Source organism: Chloroflexota bacterium (assembly GCA_016235055.1).
GTDB lineage: Bacteria > Chloroflexota > Anaerolineae > JACRMK01 > JACRMK01 > JACRMK01.
On the sequence record JACRMK010000059.1, the window covers coordinates 17,193 to 35,648 of the forward strand.

Here is an 18,456-nt window from a genome sequence, read left to right on the forward strand (position 1 = left end):
GACAAGTCTTTGACCTGTCCGCGCGGACGGGTCAGAGACCCGTCCCTACCAGTCAATTGACGGATAAAGGCGACATGGCAAGTAAGAAAAAAGATGCTATCCCCGAGCAGTTCGCAACCATCGCGGAGGCGTCCGAGTTTTGGGATAGCCATGATCTGGCTGACTATTGGGACCAGACCAACGAAGCGCAGATTGACGTAGATATCAAGCGACGCAAATACCTTGCCGCGCTCGAACCGCAACTGGCCAAGAAGATCGCCGCCCGTGCGCGACAGCAGGGCGTGTCGACTGAAACGCTCATCAATGTCTGGCTGGCTGAGAAAGTGCTGGAATCCGAACGAGGCCGCTGATGACGCACGTCGCAGACGTCATGAACGAACTCCGCGCGCTTTCGAGCGAAGCCAACCGCGCCGGCATGGCGCGCTTCGGGATCAACACCGCGCACGCGCTGGGCGTATCCGTGACGACGCTGCGCAAGCTGGGCCGGCCGTACCGCAAAGACCACGCGCTGGCGCTCGCGCTGTGGAAGTCCGGCGTCCACGAGGCGCGCATGCTCGCCGCGATCATTGACGACCCGGCGCAGGTGACCGCGCGGCAGATGGATCAGTGGGCCAGGGAGTTCGACTCGTGGGACATCTGCGACGGGTGCTGCACCGGGCTGTTCGACCTCACCCCGTTTGCCTACGACAAGGCGCGCCAGTGGAGTTCGCGCAAGGAAGAATACATGCGACGCGGCGCGTTCGCGCTCATCGCCGGACTGGCAGTACATGACAAGCAGGCGACCGACGCGGCGTTCCTCGCACTGCTGCCGCTGATCAAGGCGGCGGCGACCGATGATCGCAACTTCGTGAAGAAGGCGGTCAACTGGGCGCTGCGGAACATCGGCAAGCGCAACGCGCGGCTGAACAAAGCCGCGGTCGCCGCCGCGCGCGAGATGGCCCGGATGGATTCCAAAGCGGCACACTGGATTGCCTCAGATGCCCTGCGCGAACTGACGGCCGATAAAACGCTCGCGAGGATTAAGAAGAAGCAATGAACATCGAGTCTGGTCTCGCCGCCGTCAACGGCACGCGACTGTATTACGAGGCCGCCGGGCACGGCGAGCCGCTGCTGCTGGTGCACGGCCTCTCGCTCGACACGCGCATGTGGGACGCGCAATTCGCGGTCTTCGCGCAGCGCTACCGCGTCGTGCGCTACGATGTGCGCGGCTACGGCCGCTCGGCTGCGCCGGACGGGTCGCCGTATGCGCGTACCGACGACCAGATGGCGCTGATGGCTTACCTCGGCATCGCGCGCGCGCATATCCTCGGCCTGTCGATGGGCGGCATGCTGGCGGTCGATTTCGCGCTGGATTACCCGCAGGCGACACAGACGCTAATCGCCGTTGACTCGGCATTGAGCGGCTATCGCTGGTCGGATGACTGGCGGGCGCGTTGGCAGGCGATGGAGGCGACGGGCAACGTGAACGCCGCCAAGCGGCTCTGGCTGGCGCACCCGCTGTTTGCGCCGGCCAACGAACAGCCGGCGGTCGCCGCTGCGCTGGCGCAGATGGTCGCCGACTACTCCGGCTTTCACTTTCTGCACGACGACGGTGGGCGCTCAAGCCATGCGTTCAAGCGGCTGGAAGCGATCAGCATGCCGGCCCTGATGGTGCTCGGCGAGCGCGACCTGCCGGACTTCCACACCATCGCGGATCTGCTGGCCACGCGTGGGCATGCGCGCAAGATCATCATCCCCGGCGTGGGGCACATGTCGCCGATGGAAGCGCCGGACGCGTTCAATCGGATCGTGCTGGAGTTCCTGGCCGCGCACCAGAGCCCTCTCGCCATGTTATGAGACTCCATATCCTCCTGCTGGCCGCCCTGCTCAGCGCCGCGCTTGGGCTATCGATTCTCATTGCCGCCGCTGTCACGCTGCCGGTGCCGGTCCGCGCCGTCAATTCGTATTCCGTCGGCGATGTTGCCGATGTGGCCGCCGACGAGAACACACCCCCGATGGCTGGTGTGCCGGACGACCCCGATGACGAGATGCCGCCCGGCGACGTGCTGACGCCCGCGCCCGCCGAACCGGTCGCGCCCGCCGCGACGACGACTGCGACTGCCGAGGCGTTGCAGCCAGTTGCCACGACTATCCCACTGGCGCAGCCTGACGCCACTGCCGTCCCAACGCCACGTCCCCTGGCAACGGCCACGCCCCGGCCAACGCCAGTCGCTACACCGGCCGCCGCGGCAGTCGTTGCGCCACTGCCCAAGACAGTCAATATCATGCTGCTCGGCAGCGACCGGCGGCCAACGCAGACCAACTGGCGCACCGACACGATCATGGTCGTCATGCTCGACCCGCAGAGCAAGCAGGCGGGCGTCGTCAGCATTCACCGCGATCTGTGGGTCAACACGCCAAAGGGCGCGACCAAGATCAACACGGTCGACTACGGTGCGGGCACCGCCACGCTCAAGCAGGTCGTCGGGAGCCTGCTCGGCGTGCCGATCGACTACTATGTGCGGATCGAGTTCGGCGGCGTGGTCAAGGCGATCGACACACTGGGCGGCGTCACGCTGGACGTGGACTGCCCGTTCACCGAGTATTACCAGGACAGCAGTATCCCCGGCGGCGTGCGCACGCTGAAGGTACCGGCCGGGCGCGTGAAGTTCACCGGCCAGATGGCGCTCGACTACGCGCGCTCGCGGCTGAGCTCCAGCGTCAGCGACCGCATGAAGCGGCAGATGAAGGTGATGCTCGGCGTGCGCGAGAAACTGCTGTCGCCGGAGACGTTCCCGCGCATCCCGGCGCTGTGGGACCAGACGCGCACGCTCGTGAGCACCGACCTGCCGCTTTCGCTGATTCCGGCGCTGGCGAAGCTCGGCACCGAACTCAAGCTGAGCGACGCGCACGGGTTGGCAGTCAACGAACGGTTCGGGCGCGTGACCTATTCGCCGCAGAAGTGGTGGATCATCGCGCCGGACGTGAACGCGATCCGCGCCGCGGTGCGCGGCATCTTCAGCGCGCCCACGCTGACGACGAGCATCAAGGGTGCGGGGTGTTAGACGGTAATCACGTGCGCGGATGATGCACTGGTGCCAAGTAGATCAATGACACGCACTTACAAGGCACCGAAAGAGATATCGATGCAGCTTGTTGGATAGGGCTGGTGCAGAATTCTGAAGACTGGCTTAAGCTGGCGATTTTGATGGGCGATGTCGTAGTGGATTCATAGCCGGGCGTTTATGTGGCTCGCAAGAGTAAGGATTTCCCTTTTTGCCACATCGCAGTCATTTTTCGTAATGCACGGGAACATATGCGTATAGAGATTTCGAACCCTCTTCACTACCTCCATGTGCCCGAGAAAAAACTCAATTGTTGGAAAGAGTTGCGGAATACAATCCGACCTGTATTTCTTGACGATCTCCTCCAGATGTCCTAATGTCACGAGGTGTACCGGGAGGACTTGAACTCGTCGGGAATCGCCAATCCACGGCATGGCATCGCGCCGTTTGTTCTGCTGATCGGCGTAGCTCCATATCGTAGGAAGCTGTGTTTTGAGCGATATTTCCCACCAATCAATCCCGTAACAGGTTGTGAGATGGCTATGAACTGCAAGTCTTAAGCCATTCTCAAACTGATACAACGATGGAAAAAGCACGTTGCCTAAATCAATCGCCTCCATGTAGGCAACGGGTATCTTAACAATTCGTTTATGCTGACTTCTTTTTGGCATTTGACTTCTTCTTGCCCTTGAATCGAGCGTCGCGAACGGACTGAACGGAGCAATCGGCTATCTTTGAGATCTCTGCATCCTTCAATTCGAAGCGGTCCAGTATCTGGATTTTCCGCACTAAGCTTGCTTCCGCTTCGCTGGCAATGCACAGATACCCTAACATTAAGCGAATAGTAGTGTCTTCGTTCACGTTTTTCTCCCGGTGGGCTTCTTGTTGGTTTTCCGTTTCGCTACAGACTTGAGTGTTCTTACGGCAGCTGGCGTAGTGCTGCAAATCGTGGCAATCTCAGCATTGCCATAGCCGAGTCTAGCTAAGACACGCACACGGTCATCTAGCCGTTGAAGTTCCTTAACAGCAATATAGCCGAACACAAGTGACAAGCTTGGCAGTCCATGTTCTTCAACTACTTGTGGTTTTGGCATTCACTCATCCTCCGCTGGTGATCTTTCGTTCCAAGATGGCTGCTGATTCGGGGCACCTGGCCCAAGGTTGCGATGTGGATTCGAAGCGCTTGCAGCCAGTATAGACCAATCTGTCAACCTGTCAAGCACGTTTCAAGAGGTACGAGATGTTCGCAGAGAGATTAAATCCATGCAGTGTGACCACTTGTGGTAAACTCTGCTCATGCTCAAACACGAACTCGCACAAGTCATAGCCCAGTCCATTGCGGCGGCGCAGGCGGCCGGCGCGCTGCCGGCATTTGCCATGCCGGTCGTCGACGTCGAGCGCCCGCGCGAAGCGGGCCACGGCGACTACTCGACGACGGTCGCCATGAAACTTGCCAAAGAGGCCCGGATGGCGCCGCTCAAGATCGCGCAGGCGATCGCGGCCCACGTGCCGTCCGGCAGCATGATCGCCCGGTCAGAGGCGGTCGCGCCCGGCTTCCTTAATATGCACCTCGACGCGGCGTTCCTGGCGCGACAGGTGGACGGCATCCTGCAGGCCGGCGAAACGTTCGGCAACATCACACTCGGCGGCGGCAAGCGCGCGCAAGTCGAGTTCGTCAGCGCCAACCCGACCGGACCGCTGCACATGGGCGGCGCGCGCAACGCGGTCATCGGCGACACCGTCGCCTCGATTCTGGCAGCCGCCGGCTACGACGTCGAGCGCGAGTTCTACGTCAACGACGCCGGGTCGCAGATCCGCAAGTTCGGCGGCACGATGTACGCGCGCTACCAGCAGGCGCTCGGGTTCGACGTGCCGTTTCCCGAAGGCGGCTACCAGGGCGAGTACATCAAAGACTACGTCAAAGAGATCATCGCGCGCGACGGCGAGAAGTACCTGCAGATGCCGCCCGACGAGGCCACGCGCGCGCTCGGCCAACTCGGCACGGACGCGGTGATCGCGGAGGCGCGCCGCACGCTGGCGGAGATGGGCGTGCGCTTCAATGTCTGGTTTTCAGAGCGCAGCTTGTATACCAACGGCACCTTCGACACGATCTACAAGCTGCTGGAGACGCGCGCCCTGCTGTTGGAGAAGGACGGCGCCATCTGGTTCGCGGCGCAGGAGTTCGGCGAGGACAAAGACGCCGTGATCGTCCGCTCTGCGAGCGTCGTCGCGGAGCCGAGCGAGCGGCCGACCTACTTTGCGTCGGACATCGCGTACATGTGGAACAAGTTTGTCGAACGCCAGTTCGACAAGGTCGTGTACGTCTGGGGCAGCGACCATCACGCCGATGTGCCGCGCGTGAAGGCGGCCAAGCGCGCGCTCGGCATTCCCGGCGAAATCGACATTATCATCTACCAGTTCGTCAACATCATGAAGAGCGGCGAGCAGGTGCGCATGTCTAAGCGCAAGGGCGACTTCGTCGCGCTGAAGGACGTGCTGCGCGACGTCGGCAAGGACGCCATGCGCTTCATGCTGCTGACGCGCAGCGCCGACAACGTCATCGAGTTCGACCTGGCACTGGCGGTCGAGCAGTCGGACCAGAACCCGGTCTACTACGTGCAGTACGCGCATGCGCGCATCGCCAGCATCCTGCGCACGGCCGCCGAACGCGGCCAGTTGTTCGACGACGGCGACACGGCGCGGCTGTCGCACCCGGCCGAGCAGGCGCTGATCCGCAAGATGCTGGAACTGCCGGAGCAGATCGAATTGGCGGCGCGCAACCTGACGCCGCACCTGCTGACGCACTACGCGCAGGACCTGGCCGCGACCTTCCACTCGTTCTACAAGCAGTGCCGCGTGCTGCCCGGTGAGTCGGTGGACGAGGCACTGAGCAAAGCGCGTATGAAGCTGGTGAAGGCGGCCAAACAGGTGCTGGCGCGCACCCTGCATCTGCTCGGCATGGACGCGCCCGATCAGATGTAGCGCCGCGCAGTCGCCGCCCCGCAGGCGATACTCACCCGAGCCGGCGCTGACTGCCGGCTCGTCTGCATCCGCCCGGCGGGCGTGCCGAGCCGCCAACGCGTACGAAAAATATCGCCCGTGTCCGAACCAGGCAAACGCATGAATAACCCCGACCTTTCGGCACCGATGCCCGACCGCGCGTACATTGAGCGGCTGGAGTTGGTCAATCGCCTCGCGCTGCTGGTCGCATCGTCGCTCGACCTGCGCGCCAGGCTTAAGACGATTGCGCAGGAATTGCGCGCCGCGCTCCACTGTTACGCGGTCAGCATTGCGCTCGTGAGCGGCGCCGAACTGGCCTTCCATGCCAGCGACACGCCATACGGCTTCTGGGACGATACCTTCCTCGCGCAACGCCGGCACCGGCTGGACGGACCGAGCCTGATGGCGCGCGCCGTTCGCCAGCGCCGCATCCTCGCCGTCCCCGACGTATCCCAGGATCCGCTGCATACGCCTTCACCCTTGCTGCCATTGATTCGATCCGAAGCGGTCGTGCCGCTGATTGCGGGCGGGCAGGTCGTGGGCGCCATCACAGCGCTGGGCGACCAACCCGCTTTCTTTAGCGCGGCCGATGTGCAATTGCTGGAAGCGGCGGCGCCGTACGCCGGCACGATGGTACGCAATGCGCAGGCGCATGAAATCGCGCAGCGCAGCCTGGCGCAACTGGAAGCGATCCAGCATACGAGCGCCGAGGTCGCGGGCGAACTGGAATTGCCTGTGCTGCTGAGGCAATTGGTCACGCGCTCAATGCAGTTACTGGGCGGAACCAGCGGCGGCATCTACCTGTGGGATGCCGACGCGGAAGTGCTGCGACTGGAATCCGCGGCGAGCCCGCGAAATATCGGCGCCCAGTTGAAGCCTGGCGAAGGCGCATCAGGAGTCGTCTTCCAGACGGGCCAGCCGCTGATGGTTGCCGATTACCAGGCGTGGCCCGGCCGTTCCGCGATTTTTGAATCGTCCGGATTGCGCTCGATCATCTCTGTCCCGCTGATCTTCCGGCAGGAGTTGATTGGCGTGATGACCCTGTCGCACAACGAGCAGGTCGGCCTGTTCACCGATGCCGACGCCCAACTGCTGTCGTTGTTTGCGAACCAGGCCGCCGTCGCCATTGCCAACGCCCGCCTGTTCCGCGAGGCGCGCGACAAGGCGGAGCAGAACAACAAGCTGTACGTCAAGGCGAGCCAGATCCTGCGCCAGTTGCGTTTCTTTGATGAGGTAAACCATAGCCTGAAGATCGACGGTTCGCTCGATGAAAAGCTGCAGGCCGTCGCCGACCAGATCCGCCAGGCGTTCGGCTATCCCTATGTGGATATCGCGTTGGTCGACGACGCCTCGTTGAGCTACCGGGCCAGCAGCAGCGACCAGCCGGGATACGTACTGCAAACCTTCGGCTTTCGGCTGCCGCTGGATGAGCAACGCATCACCACCCACGCCGTGCTCACACGCAGCGCCTACTACGCGCCCGATACGAGCGTCGATCCATATTACCGCCCGGCCTACGGCCGCTTCCCGACGGCGTCGGAGCTGGCCGTGCCGATTCTACTGGGCGAGCGGGTGATCGGGGCGCTGAACCTGGAGCGGCGCGAGTTGCGCGCATTCGATGCCAACGACATCGCGCTGGCCGAGGCGCTGGCGGTGCAACTGGCGGCTATCATCCAGAACGCGCAGTTGTTCGAGCAACTGAAGAGCGAGCAGCGGCAACTGTCCAATGCGCTCGAGCAGATCGCCGATGGCGTGATCGCCGTGGATTGCGGCGGGCGCATCCTGTCGCTCAACGCCAAAGCCTCGGTACTGCTCGCCACCGACCCGGCCGCGATGGCGGGGCGCTCATGCGACGACTTTCTGGTCGTGCAGGGCGGCGGTTCGCTGGCCGCGCTCGTGGCACGCGCCGCCGAGCGGCGGCAGAACCTGTCGCCGGGCGAGCAGTGGCTGTCGCTGCGGCATGCGCTCCCGGCGAACCGGACATTGACCGTGTCGCTGGCGCCGCTGGCCGGCACGCCCTCCGGCGAGGCGCGCAGTGTGCTGATCGCGTTGTGGGACGTGACCGAGCGCGCACAGGTCGACAACTTGCGCTCCGACATCGTCAGCAGCGTGTCGCACGAACTGCGTACGCCGCTCACACGCATACGGCTGCGCGTCGAAAAGGTCGCCGGCTCAGCGGCCGGACCGATGCACGACCGGGACGACTTCCACGCCATTATCGCCGACGTCACGCTACTCGAGCAGCTGATCGCCAACATCCTGCAAGCGGCGCGCATCCAGGGCGGCCGCCTGGTGTTGCAGCGCCAGCCGGTGGCGTTGCCGCCGCTCGCGCGCCAGGTTGCGCGCGAGACCGGCCAGGCCGAGCGGTTTGCGCTGGAGCTGGCGGCCGACACGCCGCTCGTGTACGCAGACTCGTTTCGCATGCACGAAGTCCTCACCAACCTGGTCAACAACGCCATCCAGTACTCGCCGCCGGGTTCGCCGCTCACGATTCGCATGGGCGCACAGGCCGACGGCTGCGCGCTGGTCGGCATCAGCGACCGCGGGGAGGGTATACCCGCGGTCGCCCGCGAGCGCATCTTTGACCGCTTCTACCGCGTGCCGCGCGAAAACACGCGGCCGACCTACGGCTCCGGACTGGGCCTGTACATCACGCGCGGGCTGGTCGAGGCGCACGGCGGCCGCATCTGGGTGGAGAGCGAGGAAGGCGTCGGGTCGGCATTCTTCTTCACGCTGCCGGCGTACACGCTGGCGGAGGGCGAACATGACGCGAATCCTGGTCGTTGACGACGATGCGGATATCGTGCGGCTGATATCCGACTACCTGCTTGACAGCAGCTACGAGGTCATCACGGCCACCAACGGCCGCCAGGCGCTGCGGGCTGCATTCGAGTATCGCCCCGATCTCGTGCTGCTGGATATCGGCATGCCGGGTATGGATGGCTGGGACGTCTGCAAGACGCTGCGCGAGTACTACGACGGCGTCATCGTGATGTTGACCGCGCGCGACAGCGAGACGGACAAAGTGAAAGGACTGGACCTCGGCGCGGACGACTACATGGTCAAGCCGTTCAGCCGCGACGAACTGCGAGCGCGCATTCGTGCCCGCCTGCGCAGCGCCGCGCGCACGCCGCTCAATTCGATGGACTACCAGGACGCCGCGCTTATCATCGACCTGCAGCGACGCATCGTGTTGCGTAACGGGGCGCGGCTGACCCTGTCTACGAGCGAGTTCGACCTGCTGACCTGCCTGGTGCGACATCGCGGCGAGGTGGTCACGCGGGATCGCCTGTTGCTGGATGCGTGGGGCGCGGATTATGCCGGCCAGTATGACTACCTGCGCGTGTATGTACACCGCCTGCGCGAACGGCTGGAAGACGACCCGGCGCACCCACATTATGTGCTAACTCACCGTTATGCCGGGTACTCATTTGGACCACCAGTCAACGGTTAAGAAGTCGCGTTATGTCACCACTCTAAACGCCCGTTTGGGCGTTTTTTGCTTCCCATCTACCACCCAGCCCCACTATTGCACTATGCAACTGTAATGTGGCGTTAACAATTCCGCTCTTGATTTGTAACGTCTTTTCGGAGTAGATTGGTAGGCGAGGGTAGCGATCGATCTCGCGAGACGTGGCAGAACCGCTTGCCGATGGGGACCTATGAGCCGGCTACGGGTGCTGTTGGTCAGTCACGACCCACGATTGTTGCTGGATGTGCACGCGTTTGGCGCGCCGCGCGCGTATGATGTGTTTGCCACCCCGGACTATTCCGCGACCAGCCGCCAGGCGTACGAACTGCGCCCTGACGCCGTGCTGATCGCCGCCCAGGATGCGCCGCCCGGCGACTGGCACGCGGCACTGGACTCGCTGCACGCCGTATCCGCCGTGCCGATCGCGGCGCTGGTCAGCCGTCAGAGCGATGCCGATTGGGCGCTGGCGCATGGCGCCACATTGTATGTGATGCGGCCTTACGATGGGCGGCAGATTGAATCGGCGATCAGCCGGTTGACACACCCGGAGATCGCCGCCTGAGAGGTCTGGTTGAACCGTTCTTCCAGTTTCGTTATCCGATCCGGCGCTTGGCGGACCGGCTCGTGCAGCAGTTCAAGACCGTGCACCCCAGACGATGTGACTGGCCGGCCGAATTGATGCCAGCCGGTATGGATTATACCGTTTTGTGATGAGTATGTCCCCAAGCGATTGTTGTATGCGTCAGCACTGTATAGCAATCGCCGCCCTCGCCCCAATCACCTTTTCCCCTTCTCCCCCGCGCGCGGGGGAGAAGGGGCCAGGGGATGAGGGGGCGACAACCGCACTTACCACCAGGTATGGGGACATAATCGAACTGAAACAGTCTTGGTCATTCATGGTTGTGTTGAAGCCAGTTCTTCTGCAGTGTCTATCGGAAATTATGTTCACGGACACGTTTGGCAATCTGATGCCTGAACCGTTACCATCGTGCGTTGCCGTACTAGGTGTCCATGGAGAGCGAGCATGACACGGGTTCTCTTAATTGATGACGATGCCGAAATCGTGAAACTCGTTACGGACCTTCTGCAAGCCGAGGGCTATGCAGTCGCGTCGGTGCTGGATAGCAGCGAGTCTCTGCGCAGGGCGTTCGAGTTTCGTCCCGACGTCGTCCTGCTGGACATCAATATGCCCACACTGGACGGATGGGAAGTCTGCCGCAAATTGCGCGACTTTTATGATGGCACCATCATCATGCTGACCGGACGCGATGGCGAACTGGACAAAGTCAAGGGGCTCGACCTCGGCGCGGACGACTACATGGTCAAACCGCTCAGCGGGCTCGAGTTGCTTGCACGCATACGTTCGCACCTGCGCGAATCCGACAAAGTGGTCCGTAATATGCCGGATTATGGCGACGGCTACCTCCAGATCGACCTGCAAAATCGTACCGTACGCTGCAAAGGCGAGCTATTTAGGCTGCCGCATAACGAGTTCAGCGTTTTAGCATGCCTCGTGCACCATACGGGTGAGACTGTGTCTCACAAGCGCCTGCTGATTGAGGGGCTGGGTCTTGACTACATAGACCAAGGTGCTCTCCTCAAGGTATATATCCACCATCTGCGCGACAAAATCGAGGTTGATCCAACTCATCCACAATACGTGGTAACGCATCGCGCCTACGGTTATTCGTTTATGCCCGCACCGGACTCACACCTCGCCGATAGATAGCCTCCGACTGTCCATTCCCGCCGGTCAGCAGGAATCGCTGACCGGCGATTTGTTTTTCAACACCCGTTCCAGCACGAATATTACGATTAACCTTACGTTAACCAACATCTTCTTGATCCTTAACCAGGTTCCATGATATGGTGTGACCGTACCTCGGCGGGCGTCAATAGCACAAAGGTACCACTCGCCAATTGCTCATAGTCAGCACGATGTCCGGCACACAAACTGATCAATGGCTGCACGGAGGCAAGACATGGCATCCCGGCGCAGGGTATTGCTCATCTGTCATGAACCATCACTAATGCTCGATGTATTCAGTCAACTAGGCCCGCAAGACTACGAGTTGTTTGCCACTCCCGATCCCCGAAGCGCTATCCGCCAGGCTTATGACTTGCAGCCCGATGCCGTGTTGATGGTGGTGGACAATCCGCAGGCCAACGAATGGGCGGCATCGCTGCAGGCGCTGCGTAGCCTCTCGAGTGTGCCGATCATCGCGCTGGCCAACTCGGTGCGCGAAGCCGACCGCCAGCGGGTGATCGAAACGGGCGTCGATGCGTGCTACCTGCAACCGTTCGACGGGCAAGCGGTGGCCGCGCAACTCGACGTCTTGACCTGGCCCGGCCGAGCGGCTCAGCGTGGGGCAGTGCGGACAGGGCGATGGGCATGAGCGATGGCAAATGGTCAGCACACGTTACCGCAACGGTCAACGAACCGACGCGCGAACGTAGTTGCGCTTCAGGCGCACACACCCGCAGACAGGTCGCCATGCAGACAATTCACAACGCACGCGATAGGCGATACGCGCGCCGGAGCTGGCTGGCGCTGCTCGGATTGGCGGCAGCGTGCCTGCTGTGGCTGGCGCTGCGGGTGGACGTGCGCGCGGCCGGCACGCCGGGACCCACTGGCGCCGGCGTGCGGGTGGCGGCGGTTATCACCGACTCATGGAGTGCGCCGCTCCCCAGCTTGACGGCGCGCGCCAGGCCGTCGCCGATCGTGACCGAGCCGGGATCCGCGCCATCACCCGTCGTCACGCTCACGGCTACGCCTGTGCCTCCGGCCACGCTATTCACGCCGGCTGCCGCCACCAGGTCGCCGCTGCCGGCAGCGACACCCACGCCGGCCAGCACCGTTGAACCAGGCGGCACGGTCAGCGGGCGGATTGCGCTGCAAGGCTGGAGAGCGGCAAGCGCCATCAGCCTGTCGGCGGCGCCGGGGGGCTTCAGCGCTACCGTCACGAACGCCGGTGATTTCCAACTGGCCTTACCGCCCGGCACGTACACGCTGACGGCGCGCACCAGCGGTTTTTACGGCGCACAGCGGACCGGCGTCGTGGTGCGCCCCGGCCAGGATACACAACTGCCGCCGGTCAAGCTGCTGCGCGGCGCCATCAGCGGATCGGGGACGCTCTCGCTCGCCGACGTGGCACTGGTGGCCGGGCAGGTCGGACGCGCCAGCGGGTTCGACCCGCGCGCCGACGTGAACGGCGACGGCGAGGTGAATATCCTCGACCTGATACTGATCAGCGGCAATATCGGCAAGCCCGTAGTGCAACCATGGGGCGATTGACTTCTCAACTGGAGGTGTTTGTGCACTGGAATCATAGGCAAATGCTGAAGCAAGCCCTGTGGGCGCTCGCGCTCTGGGCCGCGTTGAGCTGGGGCCCGACCAGCGCGCGCGCCGCCGACGGGCAGGCCACGGTGCGCACTGACCCGCCGTCGGTCGGCATGCGCGTCGGCGAGCAGGCGACGCTGGCCATCCGCGCCGAGAATGTAGAAAACCTATACGGTGCAGAGTTGCACCTGCGCTTTGATCCCGCGGTGGTGGAAGTGGTGGACGCCGACCCGTCCAAAGCCGACGTGCAGATCAAGCCCGGCGACTGGCTGAAGGATAGTTTTGTCGCCGCCAACCGGGCCGACAACTCGGCGGGCAAAGTGGACTACGCCGTGACGCTGCTGAATCCGGCGCCGCCGCTCAGCGGGGGCGGCGTGCTGGCGACCATCACGTTTCGCGCCAAGGCGAACGGGACCAGCGCGCTGGCGTGGGACAAGGTGATTTTGGCCACGCGCGAGGCGAAAGAGATCAAGGCGCTGGCCGGCGACGGCGCGATCGGCGTATCGGCCGACGCGAAAGCGCCGGAGGTCAAGGCGCCGGTCGTCGCGCAACCGGCGACGGGCAGCGCCCCCGCCAACGCGCCCGCCGCGCCGGCGGCCAGCCCGGCCTCGACCGGCCCATCGACGGCGATGCTGGCCGCGGGCGTGGGCGCATTGGCGTTCCTCGGCGCGCTTGCGTTCCTGCTGTTTGCCGTGCGCCGCCGCAACCGCAGCGGCACATAACGAAAGGAGATCACGCTGCACACCTCCACGAACGTTCCATTTCATCGCCAATGTTGCAACTCGTGACAAGGAGCCATTCATGACACACAAGATTCTTACGCTGGTCGGTCTCGCATTGTTTGTGACGCTGATGGCCGGTTCGCTGGCCGCGCCGCAATCGGCGCGCGCCGCTGGACCGCTGATCGTCGTGCGCGCCTTCAGCGAGACGGGCGGCGCGCCGAGCGCCGCCGACAACGACTACACGCGCATCAACAACGCTATCCAGTCCGTGGCCAATGGCGACACGATTAAATTGATCGGCACATTTGATTGGACCGAAGTCAACGCCGCGGCGTCGTGGGCCAAGGGCAGCGATGGTATCGCCAGCAATGCTGACGACTACGAGATCGTCGTGCCGGCCGGTCGCAACAACGTCGTGCTGACTGCCGATTACCTCGGCGCCGCAACCATCCAGGGTCCGGGCGATCTACCGGCCGTCAACCTGGAAGGCTTCCTCGACTTCGAAGGCGGGCCTAACCAGAACTGGACGATCTCCAATCTGCGCATCCTGGACTTCGATCTGAGCATCGGCATGTTCTACGGCGCGGGCGGCACGACGGCCTTCAACGGCGTCAAGATCAAGCACAACTATATCCGCATCGCGACCGACCTGAATTCGGTGGATGCGCCGGCCGACATCAACCAGAACATCGGCATCCATTACTCGTTCGGTGCCAATCAGACGATTGCGTACAACACGATCGACATCCCCGGCAACGGCGTCAGCGATTCCGGCGCGCCGGCTGATTGGTGGACCTATGGCCTGGCGGGCGGCTCGCTGTTCTCGTCCAACATCGCCATGCAGTCCAACACGAGCGGCGGTAACGTCTATGACGGTCTGCTCATCGATCGCAACACGATCCGCGTGCTGAACGCGCAGTCGGCCAACCCGTCGCGCATCATCGGCATCTGGGAAAACGGGCACGCGCACAGCAGCAACATCACCGTCAGCAACAACCAGTTTATCAACCTGGCGGGCGGCAACGATCCGGCCCTGAACCGCCAGATCGCCTTCCGTCCGACCTCGCATTCCAGCGGCTCGACGACCGTGACGTACAGCAACAACACGGTGCAGGGCGCGGGACTGGGCTTTGGGCCGATGGACGTTAGCGGCGTCCAGCCCTTGCTGATGAAGCACAACGTGTTGACCAGCGTGTTCCGCGGCTTTAAGCTCGGCTTGAACGAGAATTACACGTTCATCAACAACCGCTTGAGCGGCGTCGGCGGGGGTGAAGGCATCGAGATGCGGAGCGCCTCGGTGTCCACAGTCGGCACGCCGGCTGGCAGCAACTTCATCACGGGCTTTGGCACGGGCGTCAGTGTCATGGCAGGCTCTGCATCGATCCTGTATACCCAGTTGACAGGCAACGGCACCGGATTGGCCGTCAGTGGCGGCACGGCGTCCGTCAACTACAGCAACATTTCCGGCAACAGCGCGTTCGGCGTGAACAACAACACCGCTACTCCGGTCAACGCGACTACCAACTGGTGGGGCAGCGACACGGGCCCCGGTGGAACCAACAACGGCGTGAACGGCCCGGTCACCACCCTCCCGTTCGCGAAGGCGCTCTCCGCGTCCACGACCGCCTCGACACATGAACTGGGTGAGACGGGTACGCTGGACAGCAATGTCACGGCCAACGGCCTGTACGGCGCGCAGTTGGTCGTCAATCACGACAACAGCTTGATGACATTCGCGGCAGGCTCCAGCGCAAACAACGTCGGCGGCTGGTTCTGGGACTTCCTGGCCCAGAACTTCAGCCACCCGACCGTGAACCAGACGGCGCTGTCCGGCACGATGCGGCGCGACATGCTGCACACGGTCGGCGCGAATCTGAGCGGGCAGAGCATCGCCACCTGGAAGTACGCCTGCGCCGCAGCCGGCACCGGCACGCTGATGTACGACAACACGGCCGGCACCGGCACCTTGCTGTCCGACATCAACGGCTTGAGTCTACCGTCTGCGCTGATTGGCGACTCGGTCACCTGCGTTGCCGCGACAGCCGACTCGACCAGCGGCAGCATCGCCCTGCAAGGGCGCGTGCAGGGCACGGCCACGCCCGCCGGCTGGAACGGGGCGGTCGTGGCGCTGACCTGCACCGGCGGCGCGTGCATCGGCTCCGGGCCGTACTACTTCCCGGCGACCGATATCAACGGCGCGTACGCGATCGTCAAGGCCGGTCCCGGCACCGGCGTCGCGCTCGGCACGTACAGCGCCAGCGTCGTGCGGCGCGCCTACCTGCCCGCGACGAAGGCGGCGGTCACGATCGTCGCCGGCGCAAACGTCGTCAGCACCGCGCCCGTGCCGACGCTGCTCGGCGGCGACGTGACGAGCGACAACCTCGTCGACATCGCCGACCTGACCGCGCTGGGCGGCGCGTTCGGCACGAGCGTCACGCCGGACACCGGCGCCGACGTCAACGGCGACGGCTTCGTCAACGTCTTCGACCTCGTGCTGGCCGGCGGCAACTACGGCAGCACGGCATCGGTTTGGCCGTAAGCTTCGACCCGGACTACACGGCGGGACGGCCCGGCCATGCCGAGCCGTCCCGCCGCCATGGCGAAAGGAATCTGGCATGCGTCCCACGCGAATCTGGCTCATCGGCGCGTTTTTGCTCCTGCTGGCGACGGCCGCGCCGGTGCAGGCCGCTTCGACCTACACGGTCAATCCTGCCCTGCCCGACAACACGCAGTGCGCGACACTGCGCCTGTGCCGGACGATCCAGGCGGCGATCGACGCCGCAAGCAGCGGCGACACGATTGTGGCCCGGCCCGGCACGTTCATCGAGAACCTGACGATCACCAAGCCGCTGACCATCAACGGCGCCGGCCAGGGCGTGTCGATTATCAAGCCGGCGCTCTCCGCCGCGAACCCGTGCGCCGGCAGTTCGCTGTGCGGCGGCGCAGCCAGCAACATCATCCTCGTGCAGGCCGACAACGTCACGATTAACGGCTTCACACTCGACGGCGACAACCCGGCGCTGGCCAGCGGGATCATGGCCGGCGGCGCCGACCTCGATGCGCGCAACGGCATCATCACCAATCACGCGTTAGGGGTGTATACCAACCTGGTCGTGTCGAACGTCACGGTCAAGAACATCTACCTGCGCGGCATGTACGCCTCGAGCGGCGGCACATTTAACTTCCGCGACAACATTGTGCAGAACGTGCAGGCCGATCCGGCCTCGATCGGCATGTTCAACTTCGGCGGCGCGGGCATCTACGAGCGCAACATCGTTGTCGATGCTAACGACGCGATTGCCGCCAATCATTCGAAGGGCACGCAGTTCCTCGGCAACGTCGTCGTCAACTCGGCCAGCGGCGTGCACAGCGACAATGCCGGCGACGGCGGCGGCACGGCCGACCGCATCAGTGGCAACACGGTCAGCAACTGCATGGCGAACGGCTACGGCATCTGGGATTTCGTCGCCTACATCGCGCCGGTGATCGAATCGAACAAGATTGTGAACTGCGCCGTCGGGCTGGCGTCGTTCGGCAACAGTTCCAGCTTCACGGCCGGTCCCGCCGTGCCGACCACGTTCACCAACAACACGGTGGACGGGCAGGGCCTGGCGGGCAGCGTCGGCGTCTTCATCACGACCGATCAGGTCGGCTACGGCGACGGGACGAATAGCGCTTTCCTCTACAACAACGCGATCGTCAATAATGCGGTGGGCGTGCAGACCGAGCAGAAGAACGGCAAGACGGTCAGCCTCAGCCTGCGCTACAACAATATCTCCGGCAACACGACGACAGGTATCGACAACGCCGCCGGCGCGACGGTCGATGCGGCGCGCAACTGGTGGGGCAGCGCGGCCGGGCCGGGCGGCGGCAACAACGGCATCAGCGGCGTCGTGACGACCGCACCGTATGCCCTTGCGCTGGCGTCGAGCGCCACCGCCTCGACACACGAAATCGGCGAGGTCGCGACGCTGGACACGCAGGTGACGGCAGCCGGGCTGTATGGCGCGCAGTTGGTCGTCAATCACGCCAGCAGTCTGATGACGTTCACGCCGGCCGGTTCGAGTTACAACAGTACCGGCGGGTGGTTCTGGGATTTCCGCGCGGCGAGCTTCTCGCATCCGACGCCTAATCAGACGATGCTGGCGGGCACGATGCTGGCGGGCGCGCCGTACAACCATCCCACGGCGGCAACGCTTACGGGTCAGAGCATCGCCACCTGGAAGTACACGTGCGTCGCAGCGGGCACCGGCGGATTGGGCTATGACTACACGGCCGGCACCGGCGCCAAACTGTCGGACGTCAACGGCTTTGAAATTGTCGCCGGGCTGACCGGCGATCTGGTGACCTGCACGGCGGCGACCAGCGCGGTGGACGGTTACCTGAAACTGCAAGGGCGCGTGCAGGGCGCGACCGCGCCCGCCGGCTGGAACGACGCGACCGTCGTGCTGACCTGCACGGGCGGCGCGTGCATGGCTTATGGTCCCATCGGGCTGGCGACCGACGTCAACGGTCATTACGTGCGGCTCAAGACGACGCCCGGCAGCGGCATCCCGAACGGGACGTACAGCGCCACGGCCTACCGGCGCGCGTACCTGCCGGCGACCAAAGCCGGCGCCGTCGTCGTGGCCGGCACGCTCACCATCAACGCGCTCGGCACGGCGCCAACGCTGGCCGGCGGCGATGTGAATGGCGACGACAAGATCGACATCGCGGACCTGGCCGCCATCGGCGGCGCATTCGGCACGAGCATCACGCCGGACACCGGCGCGGACGTCAACGGCGACGGCTTCGTCAACGTCTTCGACCTGGTGCTGGCGGGCGGCAACTACGGGCTAACCGCCTCGACCTGGACACCGTAGCGTCAGCGACAAACCC

The 18,456-nt window shown here is 63.8% G+C and carries 17 protein-coding genes; 14 read left to right on the forward strand and 3 right to left on the reverse strand.

The features are described 5' to 3' along the window. The first annotated feature begins 74 nt into the window (after nt 1–74). Genes HZB53_15200 through HZB53_15215 form a run of 4 tightly spaced genes read left to right on the forward strand, consistent with a single transcriptional unit; the run spans nt 75 to nt 3,044 of the window. Complete coding sequence (locus HZB53_15200; protein ID MBI5878996.1) at nt 75–350, forward strand: hypothetical protein; 276 nt, start codon at nt 75–77, stop codon at nt 348–350. Further along, a complete protein-coding gene (locus tag HZB53_15205) occupies nt 350–1,036 on the forward strand; it encodes a DNA alkylation repair protein (GenBank protein MBI5878997.1) in 687 nt (228 codons plus the stop codon). Before HZB53_15200 ends, HZB53_15205 begins: the two co-directional genes overlap by 1 nt. Then, the gene (locus HZB53_15210) at nt 1,033–1,836 is read left to right on the forward strand and encodes an alpha/beta hydrolase (GenBank protein ID MBI5878998.1); all 804 of its coding nucleotides are present in this window, start codon (nt 1,033–1,035) and stop codon (nt 1,834–1,836) included. The genes HZB53_15205 and HZB53_15210 overlap by 4 nt, the downstream gene beginning before the upstream one ends. Beyond that, entirely contained in the window at nt 1,833–3,044 is a 1,212-nt protein-coding gene (locus tag HZB53_15215) for an LCP family protein (GenBank protein MBI5878999.1), read from the forward strand. Before HZB53_15210 ends, HZB53_15215 begins: the two co-directional genes overlap by 4 nt. A gap of 164 nt (nt 3,045–3,208) precedes the next feature. Here HZB53_15215 and HZB53_15220 read toward each other — a convergent pair whose 3' ends face one another. Genes HZB53_15220 through HZB53_15230 form a run of 3 tightly spaced genes read right to left on the reverse strand, consistent with a single transcriptional unit; the run spans nt 3,209 to nt 4,138 of the window. Beyond that, a complete protein-coding gene (locus HZB53_15220) occupies nt 3,209–3,715 on the reverse strand; it encodes a hypothetical protein (GenBank protein ID MBI5879000.1) in 507 nt (168 codons plus the stop codon). Next, entirely contained in the window at nt 3,693–3,905 is a 213-nt protein-coding gene (locus HZB53_15225; GenBank protein MBI5879001.1) for a hypothetical protein, read from the reverse strand. Before HZB53_15225 ends, HZB53_15220 begins: the two co-directional genes overlap by 23 nt. Beyond that, nucleotides 3,902–4,138: a hypothetical protein gene (locus HZB53_15230; protein MBI5879002.1), complete on the reverse strand. Its 237-nt coding sequence runs from the start codon at nt 4,136–4,138 to the stop codon at nt 3,902–3,904. The genes HZB53_15225 and HZB53_15230 overlap by 4 nt, the downstream gene beginning before the upstream one ends. Nucleotides 4,139–4,340: 202 nt before the next feature. Between HZB53_15230 and HZB53_15235 the strand changes: the two genes are divergently transcribed. From HZB53_15235 to HZB53_15280, 10 genes are all read left to right on the forward strand, one after another. Then, nucleotides 4,341–6,026: an arginine--tRNA ligase gene (locus HZB53_15235; GenBank protein MBI5879003.1), complete on the forward strand. Its 1,686-nt coding sequence runs from the start codon at nt 4,341–4,343 to the stop codon at nt 6,024–6,026. Nucleotides 6,027–6,164: 138 nt separating this feature from the next. Next, entirely contained in the window at nt 6,165–8,831 is a 2,667-nt protein-coding gene (locus HZB53_15240) for a GAF domain-containing protein (GenBank protein ID MBI5879004.1), read from the forward strand. Then, on the forward strand, nt 8,809–9,498 hold the full coding sequence (locus tag HZB53_15245) for a response regulator transcription factor (GenBank protein MBI5879005.1): 690 nt from the start codon (nt 8,809–8,811) through the stop codon (nt 9,496–9,498). The genes HZB53_15240 and HZB53_15245 overlap by 23 nt, the downstream gene beginning before the upstream one ends. Before the next feature lie 208 nt (nt 9,499–9,706). Then, nucleotides 9,707–10,078 (forward strand): hypothetical protein, encoded by a 372-nt coding sequence (locus tag HZB53_15250; GenBank protein ID MBI5879006.1) that lies wholly within the window; start codon nt 9,707–9,709, stop codon nt 10,076–10,078. Between the two features lie 462 nt (nt 10,079–10,540). Next, on the forward strand, nt 10,541–11,245 hold the full coding sequence (locus tag HZB53_15255) for a response regulator transcription factor (GenBank protein MBI5879007.1): 705 nt from the start codon (nt 10,541–10,543) through the stop codon (nt 11,243–11,245). A 301-nt stretch (nt 11,246–11,546) separates the two neighbouring features. Then, a complete protein-coding gene (locus HZB53_15260; protein MBI5879008.1) occupies nt 11,547–11,912 on the forward strand; it encodes a response regulator transcription factor in 366 nt (121 codons plus the stop codon). Between the two features lie 98 nt (nt 11,913–12,010). After that, nucleotides 12,011–12,811 (forward strand): carboxypeptidase regulatory-like domain-containing protein, encoded by an 801-nt coding sequence (locus HZB53_15265; protein ID MBI5879009.1) that lies wholly within the window; start codon nt 12,011–12,013, stop codon nt 12,809–12,811. A gap of 41 nt (nt 12,812–12,852) precedes the next feature. Further along, nucleotides 12,853–13,578 carry a hypothetical protein gene (locus HZB53_15270; protein ID MBI5879010.1) on the forward strand — a complete coding sequence of 242 codons (726 nt, stop codon included), beginning with the start codon at nt 12,853–12,855 and terminating at the stop codon, nt 13,576–13,578. Between the two features lie 79 nt (nt 13,579–13,657). Further along, the gene (locus HZB53_15275) at nt 13,658–16,117 is read left to right on the forward strand and encodes a hypothetical protein (protein MBI5879011.1); all 2,460 of its coding nucleotides are present in this window, start codon (nt 13,658–13,660) and stop codon (nt 16,115–16,117) included. A gap of 76 nt (nt 16,118–16,193) precedes the next feature. Beyond that, nucleotides 16,194–18,440: a hypothetical protein gene (locus tag HZB53_15280; protein MBI5879012.1), complete on the forward strand. Its 2,247-nt coding sequence runs from the start codon at nt 16,194–16,196 to the stop codon at nt 18,438–18,440. Nucleotides 18,441–18,456 lie beyond the last annotated feature (16 nt).

Bases quoted from the DNA above. Each gene is read 5' to 3' on its own strand.
- HZB53_15200 (MBI5878996.1), top strand. From the start codon at position 75: ATGGCAAGTAAGAAAAAAGATGCTATCCCCGAGCAGTTCGCAACCATC.
- HZB53_15205 (MBI5878997.1), top strand. From the start codon at position 350: ATGACGCACGTCGCAGACGTCATGAACGAACTCCGCGCGCTTTCGAGC.
- HZB53_15210 (MBI5878998.1), top strand. From the start codon at position 1,033: ATGAACATCGAGTCTGGTCTCGCCGCCGTCAACGGCACGCGACTGTAT.
- HZB53_15215 (MBI5878999.1), top strand. From the start codon at position 1,833: ATGAGACTCCATATCCTCCTGCTGGCCGCCCTGCTCAGCGCCGCGCTT.
- HZB53_15220 (MBI5879000.1), bottom strand. From the start codon at position 3,715: ATGCCAAAAAGAAGTCAGCATAAACGAATTGTTAAGATACCCGTTGCC.
- HZB53_15230 (MBI5879002.1), bottom strand. From the start codon at position 4,138: ATGCCAAAACCACAAGTAGTTGAAGAACATGGACTGCCAAGCTTGTCA.
- HZB53_15235 (MBI5879003.1), top strand. From the start codon at position 4,341: ATGCTCAAACACGAACTCGCACAAGTCATAGCCCAGTCCATTGCGGCG.
- HZB53_15240 (MBI5879004.1), top strand. From the start codon at position 6,165: ATGAATAACCCCGACCTTTCGGCACCGATGCCCGACCGCGCGTACATT.
- HZB53_15245 (MBI5879005.1), top strand. From the start codon at position 8,809: ATGACGCGAATCCTGGTCGTTGACGACGATGCGGATATCGTGCGGCTG.
- HZB53_15250 (MBI5879006.1), top strand. From the start codon at position 9,707: ATGAGCCGGCTACGGGTGCTGTTGGTCAGTCACGACCCACGATTGTTG.
- HZB53_15255 (MBI5879007.1), top strand. From the start codon at position 10,541: ATGACACGGGTTCTCTTAATTGATGACGATGCCGAAATCGTGAAACTC.
- HZB53_15260 (MBI5879008.1), top strand. From the start codon at position 11,547: ATGCTCGATGTATTCAGTCAACTAGGCCCGCAAGACTACGAGTTGTTT.
- HZB53_15265 (MBI5879009.1), top strand. From the start codon at position 12,011: ATGCAGACAATTCACAACGCACGCGATAGGCGATACGCGCGCCGGAGC.
- HZB53_15270 (MBI5879010.1), top strand. From the start codon at position 12,853: ATGCTGAAGCAAGCCCTGTGGGCGCTCGCGCTCTGGGCCGCGTTGAGC.
- HZB53_15275 (MBI5879011.1), top strand. From the start codon at position 13,658: ATGACACACAAGATTCTTACGCTGGTCGGTCTCGCATTGTTTGTGACG.
- HZB53_15280 (MBI5879012.1), top strand. From the start codon at position 16,194: ATGCGTCCCACGCGAATCTGGCTCATCGGCGCGTTTTTGCTCCTGCTG.